Origin of the sequence: Alkalihalophilus sp. As8PL (assembly GCF_040939795.1) — a bacterium.
GTDB lineage: Bacteria > Bacillota > Bacilli > Bacillales > Bacillaceae_D > Alkalihalophilus > Alkalihalophilus lindianensis.
The window spans coordinates 3496269-3517667 of sequence record NZ_CP162551.1 but is presented as its reverse complement, the minus strand read 5'-3'; the positions used below and the strand labels follow the sequence as shown (position 1 = coordinate 3517667).

Sequence of the window (21399 nt, the reverse complement as noted above, 5' to 3'; positions counted from 1 at the left end):
ATTTGCCAAAAAGATTCACACTGGCCTCACCTCTTTTCATTCAAGCAAGCTATTTACTAGTTAGAGAGAGTTTACATGCTCTGACTTTTAAATAAGGAGAGTGCCCATCATGAATTCTGGTCATATCGAACAATATAAGCATCTTTGCCAGTTTGATTCCGTTACGAGTTTTAACCAAGCCATTGATCATCATCTTTCCCTACATAAAGAACGCTTTACAAAAGCTGAACGAGTCGCCCTCGATCGGCTTATTCGCTATAGCGTGAAACATCATGGCATCTGCAATGCTAGAGTAAGTAAGCTCGTCCAAGCCACCCACCAAAAAGAGAGAGGAATCTCTCGAGCTAGTTTTGATCGCATGCTCAAAAAAGCGAAAGAATTAAAGATTCTTACGATCCATCATACGATTCGAGCCAAAGGCGGTTTCAGTCACTGTGTGTATGTTTTCGAGGCATTTGATAAACCGTCAGAGGAAAAATTGATAAACCGCCCTCAAGCGAAAAAGACTGACCCAGCAAGGATTACACCCTCCAATTCAGCCTCTAAAGCTCTTTTTAAAGATAAAGCTAAAAATCAAAATCGAATCATTCGTACAAAAGACGAGCAAACGACCAATTTATCATCTAATCTATTTGATATACCTTCCCGATTTGTTACCTTACTACAAGCTTTTGAAGACCTCGAAGAAAACTTCACTTACAAACTATGGGGAACAGCAAAGTCTGTTTACAACCGCATGCAATTAGACAACCCAATTGAAGACTACCTCCTTACCATCATCCAAGCTTTCAAAGAAACCATCAAAAAATACAAACATGGACGAATTGATAAAGGCCTTCGCCACTACTATTACGGAACACTTGCTGCTATGCTTGTTGTCATCAAGCGACAAGAAGTTCATCAACGAGAAAAATGGTCGTTTTGGCTACAGGCTTAAAAACAAAAAAGCCATCGAAATTCGATGACTTTTAAGAGGCTTTATTATTCAACTGGTGTGTATTTGACTGGGAGAGTCGCTTCAATTTCATCTCCATCTGAAAACGCCATAATATATTCAGATAAGTAGAAGCTATCACCTTTCCCTAAAATAATATTAGTCTTCATTCCACTATTTACAAAATAGTTGCCACTGCCTGAGTTGGGCTCGATCTTGTATCTACCCGCTGGAAGGTCTGTTCCTACAGTAAACACACCGGCAGAAAGGACTCTCGGTTCTTCCTTTTTTTCAACTATGCTATTCGTTAACAGCTCTAATTCCGATTGCTTCTCACTAAGTGCTGCGTCTAGTGAACTCACCTCTGAATCTTTCTGTTCCAATGATTGCTCGATCTCTTTTATTTGGCTAGAAAGTTCGTCACTTCTTCTCACTAATGCTTTCACTTCACGGTACTCTTCACTCAACTCATCTAATTCCTGTTTTTTAGCCTCATACTCCGCTTTGCTCTCAGCTGTTTTCTCCTGATGTTCCACTTGTTCTTGCTCATAGGCAGTAATTTGCTGTTTGATCTCCTCTAAAGTAATTTTTTCGCCCTCTAATTCAATCGTTGCGTTATTATTACCCATGTTATAAGCGATGACGGCTGCAACAATAATGAAAAGGACAGAAATGGCTAGGATGATCCCCATACTCTTATTGAACGCTTTAGGAATAAAACTCTTCTTATTCTCGCTATCCACGACGACTCCCCCATTACACACTTTTTGACAATCAATCCAGTATACTATTAATTCTTATGACTGCCTATCTCGTTTTAGTCGTCATTCATTTCAATAAGAAGTATTTTTGCTTGAAAAACATAAACCATTCGTGCATAATAAAGAGCGTCTTAAAACATGTATGGGGCTGGCTGCGACACTGGTGTTCGTCACGGTCTTCAAAACCGCTCGAGAGGCGCGTGCCGTCTCTGGTAGGTTCGATTCCTACACAGTCCCGCCATATTAAGCTTTTTATTTAATGACAATATATACAATCAGCACGGTCTAATGATCCATTTGGAATAAGACTATTCCGGGCCGTTCAATGAGACCACAAAGAAAAACCTCCTACATAGTCATTTACTATTGACTGTGTAGGAGGTTTTTGCGTGTCTCATAAGCCTGCCTACTATACGAAGCTACACATTATAAAAAGGCTCATCCTGGGGATCCAATCACCACTTGCTTACTCAAGAATTATTGGTAGCTTTATAAATAATGCAACAATGATGTGGCAATTGAGAAGTAAATGAACAATCCTAGAATATCATTAATGCTTGTAATAAAGGGACCAGATGCTACAGCAGGATCAATTTTTAACTTATTAATAACCAAGGGGATGATAGTTCCAGATAATGTTGAAAAAAGAATTGTCACAAAGAGAGATGTCCCAATAATAAAACCAAGTACGACACTTCCTTGTGGAATAAGTATAGCAATCACCGAAACGAGTACACCACATGCAATACCCATCATCAAGCCAGTAGCAGCCTCTCTTTTGATTAAGCGAAATACAGCTTTTCGATCAAACTTATCAAGTGCCAATCCTCGAACAACAACAGCTAATGATTGAGTTCCTGTATTTCCTGCCATATCAGCAATTAAAGGAATAAACACCGCTAACATAGCCACCTCGGCTAAAGTTGCTTCAAAGGATCCAATCAGCCCTGCTGTAAACATCCCAATAAATAATAAAAGAATCAACCAAGGTAACCTTTTTTTCGTTGCTGTAAAAGAAGTCACGTCTAAATCAAGGGCACCTTTAACAGCTGCGAACTCTCCTAAATCTTCAGTGATTTCTTCTTCCATTACGTCCATAACATCATCGACGGTTACGATTCCTATGATTTTGTCTTCAGATGTAATGACTGGAACGGCTAGTAGGTTGTAGTCTTTAATAATAGTAGAAACTTGTTCTTGATCGGTTGTTGGAGAAACTGAAACGACTTGTTCTTTCATTACTTGATCAACGGTCATATCTGACGAAGTCGATATTAATTCACGTAATGAAACGACACCAATAAGCTCATCTAATTCATCGACTACATAAATATAATAAATGGTTTCTGCATCCATGCCTTCCAAGCGTAGCTGGTCCATTACTTGTGATACCGTTACATTAGGTGAAACCTTAATAAACTCCGTTGTCATCAGGGCACCAGCAGAATCATCCTTATACGTGAGGAGCAACTTAATGTTTTCAGCTTCGGTATTTTCCATCTTATCTAATAAATAAGTTGCGATATGCTCAGGGATTTCATTAAAGAAATCGGTGATCTCATCAGCAGGTAGCTCACCTAACATTTCAACCGCATAGTTATCCTCAAGTTCTGTAAAAATCTGCTTTTGTTCATGTAATCTAAGCCCTATAAATAACTCGGCAAACTCATTTGCTGTTAGATAATGATAAACCCTTTTCCGTTTTTCTGGACTCATTTGTTTAAAGATCTCAACTTGGTCTGTTGGATGCAAATCTAAAAACTCTTCTCTAAATAAATCTTTTTGTTTGTTCTTTAAATACATGAATAGATAATACGTGTATTCTTCACGATTTTTCATGCTTATTTTTTTCATTACACCAAGCCTCCTTCCTCACGAACTTACAATCAATGTTCGATCTCAACTGAAATGACATTGTCAATTTTTTTAATAAGATAATAAATCTCTGTCGTATACTGTTTTTCTGGAGCAGATAACTTTAAGTCAATTTGTTGATTACCATTATCCAGATCTTTTAGCTTTAAATTTCTAATTATAATATCGCTCTTCTCGTGTTCATTTAGGCCTTGCCCTTTACGCTCAATGGCTTTAACCAGCTCGGTTATTTTGAAATTAGGTTCCATCACAACTTTTACAAGGACATCTCGTTGGCTTAATGCTGCTGGCCCCACTAGTTTGATTACCGCTGGAATATAATTAATCGCTAATATAAATAGAATGACAGCAATCGTTGGTAATAAATAAAAACCCGCACCCACTGCAATCCCAAGTCCAGACGCTGCCCAAATAACCGCAGCACTTGTTAACCCTGAGATAACGTCATTATTTCTACGTAGAATCACACCAGCCCCTAGAAAACCAACCCCACTTACAATTTGTGCAGTTAGCCGCATCGGATCCATTGCGTGGTACGTAGGAGTAGCGAATTTATGAAACGATTCGATTGATACGATTGTTACCATACAACTGGCAACACAAATGATCATACACGTTTTTAAGCCTAGTGGTTTGTGTTTTAATTGACGATCAATTCCGATTAATAAACCAAAAAATAGTGCGAGAGATAGTTTTAGAACTAATTCAAGTTCATTCATCATTGTGTTCACCTTCTTTACTTCTGATTTTTTTTAGATTTTCCATAAAAGAGAAAGACACCCAAAACGATCGAGGGTGCCTTTCCAAAACATAAGCTATCCACTTCAATCGTTGAGTTTTAGCACTGTATGGCATAGGAAATGTCCAGCTACATTAAAAACCACCTTGATCGATAGTTTCTGTTGACCCATTGGCGTCTCTCGACATTTCTGGGTAGCAGCATATCTCCATACAGGAGCCTCACCTAACGAAGCCTCTATAGTTTTATAAGAAATCAAGTAGAGCTGTCGCAATAGAGAAGTAAATTAATAAACCAAGAATATCATTTACAGTTGTAATGAATGGTCCCGATGCAATAGCAGGATCTAACTTCAATTTATTAATCACAAGTGGTACCGTTGCTCCAATAACAGTCGCAACACTTAAAGTACAGAAGATAGAGAACCCAACAATCAATGCTAACATCCAATGTTGGTACATGATGGTTATCGTTATACTTAAAACTACCATACATATTAATCCAAGCATAACCCCAGTACCTAACTCACGTTTGACCATATTTCCGATGCTTCCTCTTTTAATTGTTCCAAGTGCTAGACCACGAACAGCAACTGCTAAAGATTGTGTACCTGTATTACCAGCAGAGTCCATAATAAGTGGAATAAAGACAGCTAATAATACAATTTCTTCTAACGTCTCTTCAAATTGTCCAATAACCCCTGCTGTAATCAGACCAAAAAACATGAGCATGATGATCCATGGTGAACGCTTTTTAGCGGCGGTAAATGAGCTAACATTGACATCCGTTGCCCCTTTAGCAGCTGAAATCTCACCTAAATCTTCTGTCGCCTCTTCTTCTAAAATATCAAGAACATCATCAAATGTGATGATCCCAACGAGATGATTTTGCTTGGAAACAACAGGCACTGCTAAGAAATCATATTTCTTAATCAAATTTGCAACATCTTCTTGGTCCATGTCATCCGTTACAGACACAACTCTCGTGCTCATGATATTTTCAATCACTTCAGTTGGTTGAGCCGTAATGAGATCTCTAAGTGAAATAACACCAACCAACTTTTCTAGCTGATCAACCACATATAAATAGTAGATTGTTTCAGCATCTGGAGCATCATTTCTTAATTTCTCAATGACATTTGACACAATATCTGTTGATAATATGCTAACAAATTCCTTTGTCATAACAGCCCCAGCTGTCTCAGGTTCGTATGACATTAATTCTTTGACATCATCTGCTTCTTCTTTGTTCATTTTCTGCAAAATATCTTCTGCTTTTTCACCAGTCATAACAGCCAAAAAGTCAGCGACATCATCTGCAAACATGTTATTAAACATCTCTGAAGAATAGCTTTCATCGAGTTCTTGATAAATTTGTTTTTGTTGCTCAATTTCTAAACCCTCGAAAATACGAGAAAAATCTTCTGGAGTTAAGTATTCATACACACTCCCCCGAGTATCACCTTCTAATTTATCAAAAATCTCGACTTGATCAGTGCGATGTAATTTTAAAAATATTTCACGAAATTGAGCACGATCCCCTGCTTTGAGTGTATCTAAAATGAACTGTTTATATTGTTCACGATTTTGTTCATCTAATTTAACCATAGTACCCCTCCTTATTTGAGGTGTTCAATTGCCTTCTTGAATGAAGAACAAATATGAAAGAACACCTGTTAGATGTATTTTTTTCTGAATTGCCAACTTATGCATAGATTCGAGTACCGACTACTTCTATACCTAAATGTTTTCTCGATTTTTAAATAAATCCTGCCCTACAAAAAACTTAGTCCTGTTGATATCCTCCTCTATGACAGGATTTGATTTTCATATCAATTTTATTTGTGTATGAAAAATACAAATAACGCGATTCAGGTGTAGGACTACCATCCAATTCAAACCACCTCCAGATACCAAATTTGAATAAATACCTCATATGCTTATCAAGAAAACAAAAAAGACACCTTCAAAGAATGAAGATGTCTTTTGCACAGCAAAATTAAACAGAGCCCTACTCTAACAAAATATGTCAAAGTAAAACACAGCAAATAAGTGCCCAGTTCCCTCCATTCGTAGAGCTTTAGCACTGTGCGGCATAGGACGAATCCAGCTACATTAAAAACCACCTTATGTCGATGGTTCCTGTTGACCCATTGGCGTCTTTGGACGTTTTTGGGCAGCAGCGTATCTCCAGCACAGGAGCCTCACCTAACGAGGTATTCAGTTAACAGTTCTGAGATTACAGGAATCATTACGATTTGTCAACAGCCATTTAATATAGAAAGTCTTCCTTGACTATTAATTATTACTTCAAACCGCTAACAAAAGTATCAACATTGTGTTTCATCATTAACACGTATGTTTCTGCTCCACTTTCTTCTTGCCCAACAGCATCTGTATAAACTTCTCCTGCTATATCTACTCCTGAGTTATTAGAAACCGTCTCCATATAGCGGGGATCTACCGTCGTTTCTACAAAGATTGCTGGAACGTTTTGATCATTGACTACATCAATGAGACGTGCCATTTGTCCTGGAGTCCCTTCTTCATGAGAATTAATTTCCCAAACTCCCTCTGTTTGAAAACCATAAGCCTCACCAAAATACTTAAAGGCATCTTCACTAACAACTATCACTCGGTTTTCTTCAGGGATTGCTTCGACTTCAGCTTTAATAAATGCATCTAATTCCACTAGCTCTGCTAAATAGGCATCTGCATTTTCACGATACGTTTGCTCTCCTGCAGGATCACGTTCAATTAAGTCTTCTACAACATTTTCAACATAAACTTTCACATTCGCTACACTCATCCAAGCATGAGGATCTTCTTCTTCTTCCCCTTCAAGCATAATCGGTGTGACTCCTTCACTTACAGAAACGATTGGAATATCACCAACACTTTCAACCAATTTCTCAAGCCATTCTTCTAAACCAAGTCCATTTACATAAAAGACATCCGAGTCACTAACTTTTTGAAAATCACTTGGTACTGGTTCATATTCATGCGGCTCTTCACCAATTGGAACAATGTAATCAATCGTTCCTCTTTCTCCTACTATCGTACCAATAATATCACCTAAGATCGAAAAACTTGTGGTAATCGTAAGTCCTTCATCTTCTGAGACAGTTGCATCTTCTGCAGAGTCCTCCGTATAATCGGTTGTCTCTTGTTCTGATTTGATGTCTTCTTGCTGCGTCCCTTCTGAACTACACCCAACTACCAACAGGAAAGCTAGGCTTAAAACAATCATAAAATAACCCTTTTTTCTTAACATAACTTCCTCTCCTTTTTCCTAATTTGTCTATCACTAAATATCTTGGACAAGGGAAACTTTTGGGCAAAAAAATTTTTTGTTTCCCTTGTGCAACATAACTATCTTTTCACATTTTAGCTTGTTTTGTCTACACTTTTCTTAAATTTCTTCTTAACATAAACCACTGCTTTATTAATACTATTGTTTTAATAGACGCTCGTTTCTTCAGCAGAAGGCCAAACTCCACCTTTATTCTTAATTTCTTTAAACTCTTTTATTTACAAAGATAAGAAACAAAGAAATAATCCCAAACATAACAATGACTATTATTTTTTTGTCGTTCTGTACCCTTTATGTCAATATACTGAAACGGTAGGAGTATTTGACATGATCCTATTGTAATGGCAATCTTACACATAGCTGTTCTAATTCCCCTTTTAGCCTTAATATATTATGTAGTTAATAGCTTTTTAACTGATACCTTGTTCTTTTCTCAGTTCTCAGTAAAATTGATAAAAGAATGCTGGGGTTTTTTACTGCTTTAAACCAAGAAATATCAAGTTATGCTAAGCTGATAAACCAAAACAAGCGACTACTCTAATCAGTAGCCGCTTGTTTTTAACTATAATCATTTCCTCAAAAACATAATGTCACTATTGACCATTAAACTCTCAACAACCCTCGGAACCCCCGCGCTGCATAGTAGGAATCTGCTCCGTTGTGGTACAAAAAGACCGTATTATAGCGACGATCACAGAATAGCGCGCCTCCTAGGCTTCGAATTGATTCCGGTGTCATGATCCAACTCGAACTTTTTAAATCAAATTCTCCTAGCTTCTGTAAGTCTCTATATTGATCTTCTGTTAACAGCTCAATCCCCATCTCAGAAGCCATATCCATCACGGTATTTTCTGGTGGGAATTTCTTTCTGGACTCAAGCGCAGCACGGTCGTAACAAACACTTCTGCGACCTTTAGGGCTTTCTTTTGAACAATCTACAAATAGATATTCTCCCTTTTCAGCATCATACCCAACTACATCTGGCTCTCCGCCTGTTTCTTCCATTGCATGGACTGACCAAAGCTTTTCACTATTTTCTTCAAGTTTAGCTTGGACGTCTGCCCACTCGATCTTTGCGTGACGATCGATATTTTTCTCAAAACGTTTTTTTAATGTAGTTAGTAAGACTTCACGTTGTTCCGCAGATAATTGTTTATTTTTAGTAGGCATCTTCTGTCCTCCTCATTTTAGGCATTATTCACTGTCAATTTTATCATAAAACGTTTACATACCTATCTCTTTCCACTCTAAACCGTCTCTGTAAGAATGATTTCTTTTGGCTGCTCCTTTTGAAAAGTTGTTTCGTTAATTTCATTGATTTTAGGAAGGTTTCTTGTTTGTTTATCAACTAACCAGAACACACCAACACAAAGGACGACAATTCCGCTAAGGGCGATCACGTATTGACTACCGATGTAAACACCGAGCACCCCTCCGGTCAAAGAGCCTAACGGAAGAGCAATTCCGCTGATGCTATATGCAGCTGAGAATACACGGCCCAGTAGTTTCTTAGGAATGCCTTTTTGAAGAACTGTATTAATTAATATATTCGTTATACCACCTGGAAGCCATGCAAGACCATAAAGGGTTACGACTAGCCACGTCCACGGACTAAAAATAGCGATAGACCACAGAACACCGCTAACCATAAACGCATAGGCATACACCCTTCCTAAGCCAAATCGTTCAAGCTTTAAATACGGGGTCAAAAGAGCGCCAGTTAAACTTCCTGCAGCTTGTGCCATGAGAAGGAATCCAAAGATCTCTACTCCTCCCTTATAGTCACTAAAGGCTGGAAGAACAACAAATGTTGCTCCTCCTACGAGGTTAATGCCGATCACACCTAACAAGAGCTTTGATAACGTTTTATTAAAGAGCACACTTACTCCTTCTTTTAACTCGGTCACATAAGTGCTTAAAAAAGAACTGATACTTTTCGCTGGTATCTTTCTTTGTTTCTCAGCCGTTGGTACTCGTAATAGGGAGAACAAAATAGCTCCAACCATAAACATAATTGAGTCAAGAACATAAATCGATACAGCCCCAATGGCAACAATTAGTATTCCTGCGATGGCGTTACATCCTATTTCAATACCTTGATAGGCAACAGTAAAGTAGGAATTCGCTTTTGTTAAATCATCATTTTCAACAAGAGATGGGAGCGCAGCCATTTGCGCTGGATATACAAACATATTTAATGTCGTTAAGATGGGGGAAATGATGAGCACGAGAGTAACTGTGAGAAATCCATAGTAAGAAGCGACGGGAATGATTAATAGTAGAAGAGCCTGTGTGAGTTGTGTCGTGATGAGGAGTTTTCTTATTGGCAGTCGATCAATAATGGGTCCTGAGAGAAGCTGAATCATTCTGGGAAGGATCGTTAAAAAACCTGCAAGCCCAGTATAGAAGGTCGAACCTCCCAGATCATAGACGAGCCACATAGCGGCAACAGCGTATAAACTGTCACCGACATTGGTTAAGATCCGACCAAAAAACATGCAGGCGAAATTGCGATTTAAAAACAGCTTCATTCCTTTTCCTCCTTTGGTTCAGTCGAGACGATCTTAACCCCAACACTGAACTCCTCTGTTTTTTCGTTTGCAGGTGTGTGGGAGGATTTCTCCACCCATGTCTCTAAAAATTCCAAAAATTCTTCTTGCAGGTCTTTCCGTTGTTCGGCGGTTAATTCTAAACGGATGCTTATCAGGGAAGAATCACGGGACTGAAACCCTTCTTTTAAAACAGGATCCATCGCTCCTCCCGGTGAGTTGAAGCGACTCGCCACGGCTTTATAATATTTCTCCACAACTCCGCCAAAAGGTTTTTCCTCCACTAATTCAAGCAGCCCTCCTTCATGGAGTTTTTTCAAATGATAATGTACATTTCCTGGCGATTGACCGAGCTGCGTGGCTACTTGTTTCGACGTTTTTGGTTTATCTAAAAGCTGTTTCATAATCTTTACGCGCAAAGCATTTCCTAATAGCTTTGCCTGTTCGACCGATATGTCTGCTGATTTTTTTGCGTCTTTCATATCTTTTCATCCTTTCGATCTAATTTATTAGATCATCAATCTGTAAATTTAGATTATCATATGCAGTTGGAGAGAAGCAAGTGATTTTTGGAATAAACAGTAAAAAAGAAAGCTGAGTTTAAGTCAGCTTCCTTTTGGTGATTTGGTTTGTGATTGTATCTATTTAGTTTTATCGCGGTTAGTAAAAAGAGAGATTCTATACAACTTGTCATCATTCTTCCGTGGATTCCCACGTCCGTCAGTATTATTGCTAATGAAAAGAGCATGAAATCATGTTGATTTCATACTCAATCTTGTGCCTTCATTTTCCGTAAATGGGCCGCTTAAATTATTTTAAATATTTCCACTGTCTACTTGGCATGATTCAGTCATTTTGACAATGATCTTTTTAGTATTCTACTACATCACTCCGATATTTCCATGGACGCCTGGATTTCCGGACTAATTTCCGTGTGAGGATAGTTAATTCGATCTTCAAATTCTACCCAGTCGAGATTTGCCATCATCAGCAGGTAGCGTTTACCGCTAGCAGGGTCGCTGATAATGATATGGTCACGGCCAGCTGTTTCAATACGCCCTTGATATACCATTGCATTCCATTCGCTGTTCCCTTGGTAGGTAAAGTAAAAAGTACCAATCTTACCTTTGTTGTAGCGCAGGATGTTTTCGATAAACGATTCTTCCACCCTGCCCATCAGCAGCTGCTGTCCAGTACCCATCGGAACTACTGGCGTTGAATACGCAGGTCCAGAAGGCACACCCGCCTGGAAGCCGGTAAATTGCTGCGGGGGATCGCTCCCCATTGTAGTAACTGGCTGAAAACCAGCTTGATTGCTCATTGGATAATAATTAGAGTTTCCATAATTCATGAGATGTCCATCTCCTTTTTATTTTATCTATAAAACTCTGGGCAATAGCCCGGTACACCGACATAGAAGCAATGATTTTTATATGCAAAATCGAACTGCGTCATAGGCGATCTTGGCATTGTGGGGGTACAAGGGTCTCGGTATGATTGCCCTGGACTCGGATTAAAAAACCATAAATTCATTCGGGCTCGTGGATTACGATGACCTTGCAACAAGTTTCTAGCCCTCTGGAGGTCTTCTTCGCTGGGACGCTGTGTATACAAGGCTCCATTTAAAACAGGCTCAAAGTGAGGAATTCCCGTTCCCGGTATCGTTTGATAAATTGCATGACGGATATTACGTAAATTGGTGAAGTCTGGCTCACAATCTGCCTCAACACGGTTAGCCACCACTGTTCCGACCAGATCCATTCCTTCGGCGCCTTCACCAATCGCCTCCGCCAGCATCAGCCTTGCTAATGCAGTTACATCATTTTCTGTATGTTTGATTCGCCTGCCCATTTTCTCACCCCTTATGTCTATATAGTAACTTATTGCTTGTAGCCCGTTTTCGAAGCTTGCCTTTCCGCCCAAACCTTGAAAATGCATATAAAAAGTAATTAACTCCTATTAAAATTCACGATTCTCTTATAAAGGCGGTTATTGAAGGTCCAGCTGAAAAGCCCCTTCAATGAGTGAATTATACGATGTTAGTAATTTCACTTTAGAGGATTCAAGTTATTAATAAGGTGTTGCGACTAACACCATTTAGAGATTAAAATCTGTATAGAGAGAAAAATAAAACCCCAGAATGTCTATGGAAGATTCAGACATTCTGAGGCTCTTTTATATGTGATTAATTTCTTTAGAGTAACATTAAGACGAAATCTTATTACTCGATTTCAGAAAGAGAGATTCGATACACCTTGTCATCATCCTCCTGTGGATTCCCACGTCCGTCTGTATTGTTGCTGATGAAATAAAGAGAGTCATCCTCTATTAACACATCACGTATTCTACCATAATCCGTTAGCACTTCTCGTTGGTCTCCTGTTTCAAGGTCAAATTCTATTACTGCAGTTCCTCTAAGTGCTGCTACATATAATTTACCATCATAATAATCCATTCCTGATGGTGCCCAAGTTGTACCGGCTCCGGAAGTGAATAACGGAGAAACCATCCCTTCTTGTTCCTCTGATCCCTCAATCACCGGCCAACCATAATTCTGACCAGCTTTTATTTCGTTGATTTCATCATTGGCACTGTTGCCGTGCTCGCTTGAATAAAGCGTGTCATCAGACGACCACGTTATACCTTGAGGGTTTCGGTGTCCATAACTATAGATGTAGGAATCAGAAAAAGGATTATCATTTGGCATCGTCCCATCAAGATTCATCCTTAATATGCTCCCACCTAATGAGTCAAGATCCTGTGCTAGATCTGGGTCAGAGGCATCTCCTGCCGTTGCATAAAGATATTCATCAGGTCCAATTTTAAGTCGCCCCCCATGATGGTATGTACCACTTGGTATTTGATCAAGAAGCAAGCTCTCTTCCCTCCAAATGTCGTCCTCTAAGTGTAGAGTAACAATTCGATTAAACTGTCCTGAGCTATCCTCGTACGTATAGTAAGCATAAGCTTGATTCGACTCCGTAAAATCAGGTGCAAGCGCAAACCCTAACAACCCTGCCTCAGCAGCAGTCGCAAGCTCTTTTTCTAGCTGTACGTTTTGCCGTTCGATTTCTCCATTTTCTATTTTTATAATGCTCCCTGGTCTTTCTGATAAGTAGATGGTGTCCTCACTCTTTGCAATCGACCAAGGAATCTCAAGGTTTTCGGCTAGGACCTCTACCCCCTCATTATTCTCCTCATCTTCTGTAACGTGATCTTGCTCACTTGACACAGCCTGCTCCGCTGCCGAATTTTGTTGATCATCTGCAGAACACCCAGCTAGCAATAGGGAAAAAGCGCATATCGTTAAAGCTTTTTTCATCTATCTCTTCCTTTCTTCATTAAGATCACTTCAATAGAAACGTTTGGTAAATCCAACTTATTTCCTAGATACCCTACATCACTGGAAATCCAAACTACCTCTATTTGAATCCGACCAATCTATTCGATTATACTCAATGTTACCTAAACTAAAAATCAGATTTCTTTCAGAACACTTCCCTCAACCTTATTAAGTTTAGGCCTTAATTGGAGGGGACTAAAACTTAAGTGAAATAATTGATAAAGGTGTGGTGAGTGTGACAACAATATATGATGTGGTCATTATTGGTGCTGGTCTGGCTGGGCTATCAGCTGCAAACGGGCTTCATGATAAAGGCTTAAATTACAAAGTGATTGAGGCATCTGCCAGGGCTGGTGGAAAGGTACGATCTTTCGTAGGTCCTGATGGAGCGAGGTCATTTGAGTTGGGAGCGCAGTTCGTGAATAAAGATATGGATCAGATAGGAAAGTGGGTACAAAGGGCAGGACTGGAATTGCTTGAGACAAAAAGTGGTAACGACACTGTTGGTATTAGTTTCCCTTCTAAAGAAATCATTTCGGATGCGGTGTGCCAACATGAGAAGCAGTTTGAGGAGATTCAAGCTAAGCTCCAATCAACCGATGAACGACTGTCAGATTTGCTTAGAAGACTGCTTCTCACAAAGACGGAGAATCAGATTATAACGAGCATCTACGCCGAGAGAATCAATATTGATCCTCAGAAGGTAAGTGCCAGAGGTCTACTCGACCGCACTTTCCGCTTCGAATCGGAGGAAAATGACATGACTCATCAAGTAAATGCTCCTTTATCAGAACTTATCACGTTTATGGAGAGAAATATTGCTGAGAATATCGCCTACGAGGAGCCGGTCGTGCGAATTGAAAAAAACTCTGAAGGCTATAAAATCATTTCAACCAAACAGACATATATGGCAAGTGCAATCATCATTGCTGTCCCACCGACTGTAGCCAGTCGACTTGAATATGAAGAGTCATTAGAGCAGCACTACCGTAAGGCGTTAGATAGTTATCTAGATGGTTCCATTATCAAAACGACGTGGGTATTTGATGACCCATTTTGGCACGAGTATAAAGTACAAAGTCAAGCAAGAGGTGTACATGACGTAGTGTTTACCGATCCGCAAGGGGTAACCGTGATAGAATCCTCTAAAGTAGGTGGTCAATACCGCCTCACCATGTATATTGGGGCAAGCGCAGCACTCGACCTTGCCAAAAAGGCTAGAGCTGAGCGTATCAACACGGCCACTTCTATGCTCGTAGAAGTGTTTGGTGAGAAAGCTAAAATGTATGAGGATGTCGAGCAAAGCGTTTGGGTAGAAGACAAACTCTGCGGTGGCGGTTATGGAGCCTGCCTGCGTTACGGTGCACTTCTAAACGCCGCTGAGGTTTTGAGAACACCAAAGGATAAAATGGTCTTCGCCAGCAGTGAGCTTGCGGAACGCTTCCCTTATTATATGGAAGGAGCGATCCTGGCTGGGATGACAGCTGCATCCGGTATTTTGAATGATTAACAAATGGCGTAGTTATGCCAGCCCAAAATATTTTAACCCATTCAGAGCTGGCACCCATGCCTCAAATATGATCTATTATTAGGTTGTTCCTTTTTTACTATTCAAAAAGGAACAACCTAGTTCTTTAGAAATGAGTTCCTACAAAACTAGTGGTATGATGGTAAGTGTTACTAAAAATTTATTTATAGGAGTATCTCTTCATGCCCATTCTAATGATCATTGCATCTCTATTAGTTTATTTTGCACTTACTTTCTACGTTGCCTATAATGGCTGGGTTTGGCTTAAGAAATCCTTTGGGTTTCGTTTTAAACGAACGTATTTCATCGCCCTATTCTTCATTTCTATTTCCTATTTCCTCGCTGTGATGTTCTCTAGTTCCAGTCTGCTATGGGTTGGTTGCATATGGTTAGTGGTGTTCGGATATAGCTTGATCCTCCTACCTCTCTTGAATATCATATACCTTCTCATTAAAAAAAGAGGAATAAAATGGTTCGGTTTTGGTGTCATTGCTTTTTTTGCATTTGTTTTCACTTACGGCTCGATTAACATGTGGAACCCTGTCGTTGTACCTTATGAGATTGAAGTAGCTAAGGAAACCGAACTAAATGAACTTAAAATTCTACTAATTTCAGATATCCATATAAGCGAAACGATTGGACCTCGAACTGTTACCAAACTAATCAACCTTTCAAATGAAGTAGAACCAGATATCATCTTACTAGCTGGTGATATTATCGATAATAGTATAGAGCCCTATTATACCCATAACCTCGGTGAAATCATGACGGGCCTAACCGCTCCATTGGGGGTTTATGCAGTATTAGGTAATCATGAATATTACAGCGACGATATTCCTACTTTCATAAAGGAAATGAATGAAATTGATATTGAAGTATTAACAGATGAAGTTACGAATATTGATGATCTCTTCTACGTTGTCGGAAGAAAAGATTACACAGATCGCGACCGATTAACGATTGCTGAACTTACTGAAGAATTAGATCATGACAAACCTATCTTATTGGTTGATCATCAGCCAGGAGAATTTGATGAAGTAAGTGCAGCCGGAGTCGATGTGATGGTAGCAGGCCACACCCATAGAGGGCAGTTGTTTCCAGGTAATTTAATTACGAACGCTATCTATGAAAATCATTATGGCCATTTACAAATAGACGAACTTCATACGATTGTTTCATCTGGATATGGAATATGGGGACCCCCATTTCGTATTGGAAGTAGATCTGAGGTTGTTGAGATTAATGTGAGGTTTTGGGAGTAGTGCATGAGTTAATCATGAAAAAAGAATAATTCTATCACAAAAAGCCTCTCGTGAGTTCATCCTGCGTCGAGGCTTTTCTTGGTTTCATGAAACGGTACTAAATAATTGTCCTCAAATTAATTAGGATGAGATGGTTGATCATAATACTCGAATAACTCCGTTACGGATACACATAGGGGTCCATAGGAGGGTGGATCTCTTCCCAACTGCTAACGGTGATAATTGGAATGAGACCGCTATCACTTTTTTTGACATTCAATTCTCCTTTTATACGAACCCATGTATTCTCGTGAATCCCTAATATGCTTCCTTCTTCAATAACTAGACCCGCTGCATGAGCATCTGCAACACAATGGGTGACAAGAAATCTAGTAATTACCGTGTGTTTATTAGTAAAAGAGTCATCCTCTAGTATAAAGCCCTCTATTAAAATTTGTTTTCCTACAAAATTTACGGGGTAGCTAGTAACTGCACGAATGTAACTTACAAAATTCTCGTTATCAAATTCAAGGATAGGTTGTTTTACTATTTCTTGTACTCCTTCATCCATTTGATGAACAAGTAGTTCATCATGCACTTCTACATGACCATGATCATGAGTTGAATAGCTAATCCCTCGTTTAAGCGCCTCTGCTGCACCGAAATCTTTATAAGGAAGAAGAAATCCTGTTAGTAATGGTAGGATGATTAAACCGTAAGTTAATAGTGTTTTAACCGTTATCCCTCCCCCCTCATCTTCATGACTACATCCCCAAGGTCCACACTCACTATGATCGTATTCAGAAGATGTAAAAATACGAGGCACTTGTACAAAAAATAAAAATAGAAAGATGACAGAAGCGATTTGACTAAAATAGAGATAATTAGGATTTATAAATCGAACAATCTCCCCCGTCTCATGCAAAATGAAAATAAATACAGCAAACAGTAATAGTATGATTGCTTTAACCATTTGTCTCACTTGAATATGTATGATTTCGATTCCCTCCTCTTATATCCATGGGTGAACGAAAAGTAAGATTCCAAGTACAGTAAGAGTGATTATGCTCATAAGCACCATGACAAAGCGTATGTTAAATACAGCCATTAACATGATCGTATTTTTCAAATCCAGCATTGGTCCATAAATTAAGAATCCAAGTAGAGAGGTTTGCGGAAAGAGATGACGAAATGAAGCAGCAATAAATGCATCAGCCTCTGAACACAAAGAAAGTAGAAAAGCGAGTCCCATCATAACAAGTGTAGAAGCAATAATCCCTTCACCCAAACCAAGCATTGATTTAGTTGAAATGTATGTTTGAACAAATGCTGCTAATAATGCCCCTATGATTAAAAATTTACCCATATCGAAGAACTCATCAATTGCATGCTCAAGCATAGCCTTTATACGTTTTCCAATTGGTTGCTTAGGGACCGGTAGACTTCCATATGGCATCCCCTTCCTTCTTTTCAATTGATTGGTCTTAAAGAGAATACAAATTATTGCTGCAATAATGATCGCTATCACTAGTCCCAAACCCATTCTTAACATGGCCATTCTCAGATCTTCCCCAAAAGCCATATAAGTTGAGATGACAACAAGGGGATTTATTAATGGACCTGTAAGAAGAAAACCAATTCCAGCAAAAAGAGGAACTCCTTTAGCGATTAAACGACGAACAATAGGAACAATTCCACATTCACAAGCTGGAAATAAAGCACCTATAAGACAACTTGTTAGTACAGCTAATAGTTTATTTTTAGGAATAAGCTTTTTAAGATGCTCTTCTGTCATAAATACTTGAATCATACCAGCAATAAAAACACCTATTAATACAAAAGGAATGGCTTCAATTAAAATACTTAGAAAGATCATATTAAACGTTAAAAATGACTCGGGGAGCAATATAAAATTACTTATGGTGATCTTGTTATTAAATGAGATGACTAAGGCTGCCATTCCAAGTAGAATAAAGCCGATAATCTCTGTGAAATGTTTTTGCATCCGCATAAGCTTTAACAGTCCTCCAACTTTTTTGTTTACTCATACTTATGCGGACAAGAGGTCTTCATGAACACAAATAATAATTATTACGATTTAAAAAAGAAAACAAAGCAACTCTATCAAAAGTTGCCTTGCTTGGTATTGTTAAGATGTACTTGTTTTCCGAAAGAGGCTTCCCCATCCTTTTTGATTTCATCTTCATTAAGTCCCATTCCAATAAGGACTAAGTAGTGTTCCCCATTATAAGTCGATCGTTCCCAACTTACTCGTTGCATCACATGTTGCATAAGATATGTACCGTCTTCCAGATTTAAATAGCCTTTTGCTCGCAAAAGGTTGGTTTTCCACTTTTTTAAGAACTTTTCTATTTCTATTGAGTTTGTAGTATAGGGAACCGGTAAAGTAATGCTTTTAATTTTAGTATAAGATTTATGAGGATGCTCGTGATGGTGATTGTCTTCTTTGTTAGAGGTTTTAATTCTTACTTTAACCCTTCCCGTAGGAGATTTTAAGGGGTTAAATAAAGAAGCTAAGTCGACGTTACTAAAAGTTGAAAACGTAACCTTCGATGTGGGATTTTGTTTAAATAGAAGCTTATCTACTTTTTGTTTTTTTGCTTCAGAAACCAGGTCAATTTTATTAACGATTAGTAAATCAGCAACCTCTATTTGTCTTCTCGTCGTTCTAACAAGCTCACGATCCGATTCAAACACGCTATTATAGGAGAGAATATGTTCCGCATCAATTAATGTAACAACTTTTTCTAAATATAACTGATTGATTAGCTGCGGCTCCGTTAAAGAATCAGCTACTTCTTCTGGATTAGCCACACCAGTCAATTCAATGAATATGACATCGGGGTTTAAACTAAGCAACTTTTCCATCGATTGAACGACTTCACTCTTCTTATTGCAGCAAATGCATCCATCTAATAACTTTTCGATCATTTGACTTTTGCCTAACAGAATGTTTCCGTCTGTATCTCTCTTTCCAATTTCATTCATTAAGACAGCTGGTTTAAGACCTCGATTTACGGACTCCGCTAGTAAACGTTCTAATAGTGTAGTCTTACCACTTCCTAAAAATCCACTTAATACAAATACAGGTACTTTAGACATCTTTACAACCCCCTATAATCTACTCCTCTATTCTACTAGTGATAAATCGTAATTATTCTTATTTGCGTAATATCTTTATAAAAAAAAGAACTCATTATATTGAGTTCTTCTTCCAAGCATTACATTATATCCTTGAAAATTTCGCTTGATGTTGCGCCTCTTTGATTAAGATATTTCCCTTTATATGGTTCTGCCTCTTCATTCACTTCTGCAAAAACAAGCTGACAGATTCTACGACCGATGGTTAACTCAATTGGAAGACGGTTCGCGTTAAAAAGTTCTAAGGTAATTTGCCCTTTAAAACCCGGATCCACCCATCCTGCATTCTGAATAAATAATCCGAGTCTACCTATGGAACTTCTCCCTTCAACAAATGCAGTTACATTATTAGGTAAGCTAATCGTTTCGACTGTAGTTGCTAATATAAATGTCTGTGGTGGCAGAATGATTCTCTCATTTCTCGGTATTATTTTACGATAAGCAACAGGCTCATTGAGAGTAATCACACTTTCATTGTAATCATCAATTGTGACAAAATGATCTCCCAGTCTTAAATCAACAGAAGCTGGCTGGACTTGCTCATTCGTAAGAGGAGAGATTTCAAGCTCTTTTTTATTTATTTTTGATAAAATACTTTTTCCAGACAAAATCAATTTTATCCCTACTTCCTTTATGTCTTTTGCAAATTCCACTCAAATGGATCCTCTAACGAACTCCAATCCGTTGTGAATTCCGTATCCGTTAAGAGACAATCATCCAATTCCTTCGTTATTTCCTCTTTGTCTAGATCCGTTCCAATGAAAACCAGCTTGGTATGCCTATCACCAAATTCTTCATCCCACTCTTCAAGTAAATGAGGATTTTCCTTTAGAATCTTCTTTTGCTCAGCAGGTTGAAGGCTTGCTACCCAGTAAGAAACAGGTTCAATTGTAACCGAAGGCCCTGCTTGTGACATTAATAACGCTAGGCTATTTCTTGTTGAACACCATGCGATTCCTTTTGCCCTTACAATATTATCAGGCATTGAATTGACCCAATTTTGAAAGCGAATGGAGTGAAATGGTTCCCTTCTCATGTATACAAAAGAAGAAATTCCAAACTCTTCGGTCTCAGGTGTATGTTGGGCATGCCCCTCCGTTAACTCACGAATCCATCCTGCTGAATTGCTGGCTTCTTCAAAATTGAATAAATGAGTATTTAGTATTTCTTTCGGATTAACATTAGCTTGAATAGAACGAATGAACTTTGCTTTTGGCTGCAGTGTCCTTAGTACTTGTTCTAATTTTTGTAACTCTTCTTCCGATACAAGATCACACTTGTTCAAAATTAATACATTACAAAATTCAATTTGATCAATAAGTAAGTCGGCAATTTCTCTTTGATCATCTTCACCTAATGATTCTTTTCGATCAAGCAAGCTATCTCCTGAACGAAAATCATGCCAAAAACGATACGCGTCCACTACGGTCACCATCGTATCCAAGCGACAAAATTTTGTTAAATCTATATTTAATTCTTCGTCTATGTATGAAAAGGTTTGGGCAACAGGCGTAGGTTCACTAATCCCTGTTGATTCAATCATAATATAATCAATGTCCCCTGCTAGAGCTAACTTCTCGACTTCAATTAACAAGTCTTCTCTAAGAGTGCAACAAATACAGCCATTAGACATTTCGACTAATTTTTCTTCTGTTCTAGATAATTCCCCACCTTGTTTAACTAGTTCCGCATCGATATTTATTTCACTCATGTCATTTACAATGACCGCTACTTTAAGTCCTTGACGGTTTTTTAAAATATGATTAAGTAATGTTGTTTTACCAGAACCAAGGTATCCGCTTAACACTGTTACGGGAATGGTTTTATTCATAAAATACCTCCTACGTTTTAAATCGTAATGATTACTATTTTCATATTTTAACCGTTCGCTTAGAAACTGTCAAAATGTTTAAATACATCGTTCAAAGGATACTATACCTAATAGGTACCAACAC

Annotated in this window: 19 protein-coding genes, 1 tRNA gene and 2 riboswitches; of the genes, 4 read left to right on the top strand and 16 right to left on the bottom strand. The window is 38.5% G+C overall.

What is annotated here, in order from left to right; genetic code table 11:
- The first annotated feature begins 109 nt into the window (after nucleotides 1-109).
- Complete coding sequence (locus AB3N04_RS19250; protein ID WP_368504168.1) at nucleotides 110-937, top strand: hypothetical protein; 828 nt, start codon at nucleotides 110-112, stop codon at nucleotides 935-937.
- A 44-nt stretch (nucleotides 938-981) separates the two neighbouring features.
- On the opposite strand, the gene AB3N04_RS19245 is transcribed toward AB3N04_RS19250, so the two are convergent.
- Nucleotides 982-1677, bottom strand: coding sequence for a hypothetical protein (locus AB3N04_RS19245; RefSeq protein WP_368504167.1), 696 nt, complete (start codon nucleotides 1675-1677; stop codon nucleotides 982-984).
- Between the two features lie 162 nt (nucleotides 1678-1839).
- Here AB3N04_RS19245 and AB3N04_RS19240 point away from each other — a divergent pair.
- Nucleotides 1840-1936 (top strand) — tRNA-Sec (locus AB3N04_RS19240).
- A 248-nt stretch (nucleotides 1937-2184) separates the two neighbouring features.
- Here AB3N04_RS19240 and mgtE (AB3N04_RS19235) read toward each other — a convergent pair.
- The 10 genes from mgtE (AB3N04_RS19235) to AB3N04_RS19190 all read right to left on the bottom strand — a co-directional run bounded on the left by mgtE (AB3N04_RS19235) (nucleotide 2185) and on the right by AB3N04_RS19190 (nucleotide 13492).
- On the bottom strand, nucleotides 2185-3549 hold the full coding sequence (mgtE, locus tag AB3N04_RS19235; RefSeq protein WP_368504166.1) for a magnesium transporter: 1365 nt from the start codon (nucleotides 3547-3549) through the stop codon (nucleotides 2185-2187).
- Nucleotides 3550-3581: 32 nt separating this feature from the next.
- Nucleotides 3582-4292, bottom strand: coding sequence for an MgtC/SapB family protein (locus AB3N04_RS19230; protein WP_368504165.1), 711 nt, complete (start codon nucleotides 4290-4292; stop codon nucleotides 3582-3584).
- A gap of 94 nt (nucleotides 4293-4386) precedes the next feature.
- Nucleotides 4387-4549: riboswitch (M-box (ykoK) riboswitch) on the bottom strand.
- A 5-nt stretch (nucleotides 4550-4554) separates the two neighbouring features.
- On the bottom strand, nucleotides 4555-5916 hold the full coding sequence (gene mgtE / locus AB3N04_RS19225; RefSeq protein WP_368504164.1) for a magnesium transporter: 1362 nt from the start codon (nucleotides 5914-5916) through the stop codon (nucleotides 4555-4557).
- A gap of 449 nt (nucleotides 5917-6365) precedes the next feature.
- Nucleotides 6366-6531, bottom strand: a riboswitch (M-box (ykoK) riboswitch).
- A gap of 82 nt (nucleotides 6532-6613) precedes the next feature.
- On the bottom strand, nucleotides 6614-7582 hold the full coding sequence (locus AB3N04_RS19220) for a metal ABC transporter substrate-binding protein (RefSeq protein ID WP_368504163.1): 969 nt from the start codon (nucleotides 7580-7582) through the stop codon (nucleotides 6614-6616).
- A gap of 642 nt (nucleotides 7583-8224) precedes the next feature.
- Nucleotides 8225-8791, bottom strand: coding sequence for a DUF4256 domain-containing protein (locus tag AB3N04_RS19215; protein ID WP_368504162.1), 567 nt, complete (start codon nucleotides 8789-8791; stop codon nucleotides 8225-8227).
- A 77-nt stretch (nucleotides 8792-8868) separates the two neighbouring features.
- Nucleotides 8869-10152, bottom strand: coding sequence for an MFS transporter (locus AB3N04_RS19210; protein WP_368504161.1), 1284 nt, complete (start codon nucleotides 10150-10152; stop codon nucleotides 8869-8871).
- Complete coding sequence (locus tag AB3N04_RS19205) at nucleotides 10149-10652, bottom strand: ArsR/SmtB family transcription factor (RefSeq protein WP_368504160.1); 504 nt, start codon at nucleotides 10650-10652, stop codon at nucleotides 10149-10151. The genes AB3N04_RS19210 and AB3N04_RS19205 overlap by 4 nt, the downstream gene beginning before the upstream one ends.
- A 404-nt stretch (nucleotides 10653-11056) precedes the next feature.
- Nucleotides 11057-11521, bottom strand: coding sequence for a spore coat protein GerQ (gene gerQ / locus AB3N04_RS19200; protein WP_368504159.1), 465 nt, complete (start codon nucleotides 11519-11521; stop codon nucleotides 11057-11059).
- Between the two features lie 23 nt (nucleotides 11522-11544).
- On the bottom strand, nucleotides 11545-12021 hold the full coding sequence (locus tag AB3N04_RS19195) for a cell wall hydrolase (RefSeq protein ID WP_368504158.1): 477 nt from the start codon (nucleotides 12019-12021) through the stop codon (nucleotides 11545-11547).
- Nucleotides 12022-12391: 370 nt separating this feature from the next.
- Nucleotides 12392-13492, bottom strand: a complete 1101-nt coding sequence (locus AB3N04_RS19190) for a sorbosone dehydrogenase family protein (protein WP_368504157.1) — start codon at nucleotides 13490-13492, stop codon at nucleotides 12392-12394.
- Between the two features lie 256 nt (nucleotides 13493-13748).
- On the opposite strand from AB3N04_RS19190, the gene AB3N04_RS19185 reads away from it, so the two are divergent.
- On the top strand, nucleotides 13749-15023 hold the full coding sequence (locus AB3N04_RS19185; RefSeq protein ID WP_368504156.1) for a flavin monoamine oxidase family protein: 1275 nt from the start codon (nucleotides 13749-13751) through the stop codon (nucleotides 15021-15023).
- Nucleotides 15024-15223: 200 nt separating this feature from the next.
- On the top strand, nucleotides 15224-16303 hold the full coding sequence (locus AB3N04_RS19180; RefSeq protein ID WP_368504155.1) for a metallophosphoesterase: 1080 nt from the start codon (nucleotides 15224-15226) through the stop codon (nucleotides 16301-16303).
- Between the two features lie 160 nt (nucleotides 16304-16463).
- Here AB3N04_RS19180 and AB3N04_RS19175 read toward each other — a convergent pair whose 3' ends face one another.
- The 5 genes from AB3N04_RS19175 to AB3N04_RS19155 all read right to left on the bottom strand — a co-directional run bounded on the left by AB3N04_RS19175 (nucleotide 16464) and on the right by AB3N04_RS19155 (nucleotide 21275).
- On the bottom strand, nucleotides 16464-17255 hold the full coding sequence (locus tag AB3N04_RS19175; RefSeq protein ID WP_368504153.1) for a TIGR03943 family protein: 792 nt from the start codon (nucleotides 17253-17255) through the stop codon (nucleotides 16464-16466).
- A 39-nt stretch (nucleotides 17256-17294) separates the two neighbouring features.
- On the bottom strand, nucleotides 17295-18242 hold the full coding sequence (locus tag AB3N04_RS19170) for a permease (protein ID WP_368506105.1): 948 nt from the start codon (nucleotides 18240-18242) through the stop codon (nucleotides 17295-17297).
- Nucleotides 18243-18406: 164 nt separating this feature from the next.
- Entirely contained in the window at nucleotides 18407-19405 is a 999-nt protein-coding gene (locus tag AB3N04_RS19165; protein WP_368504152.1) for a GTP-binding protein, read from the bottom strand.
- A 119-nt stretch (nucleotides 19406-19524) separates the two neighbouring features.
- A complete protein-coding gene (gene dcd, locus AB3N04_RS19160; RefSeq protein WP_368506104.1) occupies nucleotides 19525-20058 on the bottom strand; it encodes a dCTP deaminase in 534 nt (177 codons plus the stop codon).
- Nucleotides 20059-20075: 17 nt separating this feature from the next.
- Complete coding sequence (locus tag AB3N04_RS19155) at nucleotides 20076-21275, bottom strand: GTP-binding protein (RefSeq protein ID WP_368504151.1); 1200 nt, start codon at nucleotides 21273-21275, stop codon at nucleotides 20076-20078.
- Between the last annotated feature and the right edge of the window lie 124 nt (nucleotides 21276-21399).

Bases quoted from the DNA above. Each gene is read 5' to 3' on its own strand.
- AB3N04_RS19170 (WP_368506105.1), bottom strand. From the start codon at position 18,242: ATGGCAGCCTTAGTCATCTCATTTAATAACAAGATCACCATAAGTAAT.
- mgtE (WP_368504166.1), bottom strand. From the start codon at position 3,549: ATGAAAAAAATAAGCATGAAAAATCGTGAAGAATACACGTATTATCTA.
- AB3N04_RS19195 (WP_368504158.1), bottom strand. From the start codon at position 12,021: ATGGGCAGGCGAATCAAACATACAGAAAATGATGTAACTGCATTAGCA.
- AB3N04_RS19190 (WP_368504157.1), bottom strand. From the start codon at position 13,492: ATGAAAAAAGCTTTAACGATATGCGCTTTTTCCCTATTGCTAGCTGGG.
- gerQ (WP_368504159.1), bottom strand. From the start codon at position 11,521: ATGAATTATGGAAACTCTAATTATTATCCAATGAGCAATCAAGCTGGT.
- AB3N04_RS19175 (WP_368504153.1), bottom strand. From the start codon at position 17,255: ATGGTTAAAGCAATCATACTATTACTGTTTGCTGTATTTATTTTCATT.
- AB3N04_RS19230 (WP_368504165.1), bottom strand. From the start codon at position 4,292: ATGATGAATGAACTTGAATTAGTTCTAAAACTATCTCTCGCACTATTT.
- mgtE (WP_368504164.1), bottom strand. From the start codon at position 5,916: ATGGTTAAATTAGATGAACAAAATCGTGAACAATATAAACAGTTCATT.
- AB3N04_RS19155 (WP_368504151.1), bottom strand. From the start codon at position 21,275: ATGAATAAAACCATTCCCGTAACAGTGTTAAGCGGATACCTTGGTTCT.
- AB3N04_RS19250 (WP_368504168.1), top strand. From the start codon at position 110: ATGAATTCTGGTCATATCGAACAATATAAGCATCTTTGCCAGTTTGAT.
- AB3N04_RS19210 (WP_368504161.1), bottom strand. From the start codon at position 10,152: ATGAAGCTGTTTTTAAATCGCAATTTCGCCTGCATGTTTTTTGGTCGG.
- AB3N04_RS19165 (WP_368504152.1), bottom strand. From the start codon at position 19,405: ATGTCTAAAGTACCTGTATTTGTATTAAGTGGATTTTTAGGAAGTGGT.
- AB3N04_RS19205 (WP_368504160.1), bottom strand. From the start codon at position 10,652: ATGAAAGACGCAAAAAAATCAGCAGACATATCGGTCGAACAGGCAAAG.
- AB3N04_RS19180 (WP_368504155.1), top strand. From the start codon at position 15,224: ATGCCCATTCTAATGATCATTGCATCTCTATTAGTTTATTTTGCACTT.
- AB3N04_RS19220 (WP_368504163.1), bottom strand. From the start codon at position 7,582: ATGTTAAGAAAAAAGGGTTATTTTATGATTGTTTTAAGCCTAGCTTTC.
- AB3N04_RS19215 (WP_368504162.1), bottom strand. From the start codon at position 8,791: ATGCCTACTAAAAATAAACAATTATCTGCGGAACAACGTGAAGTCTTA.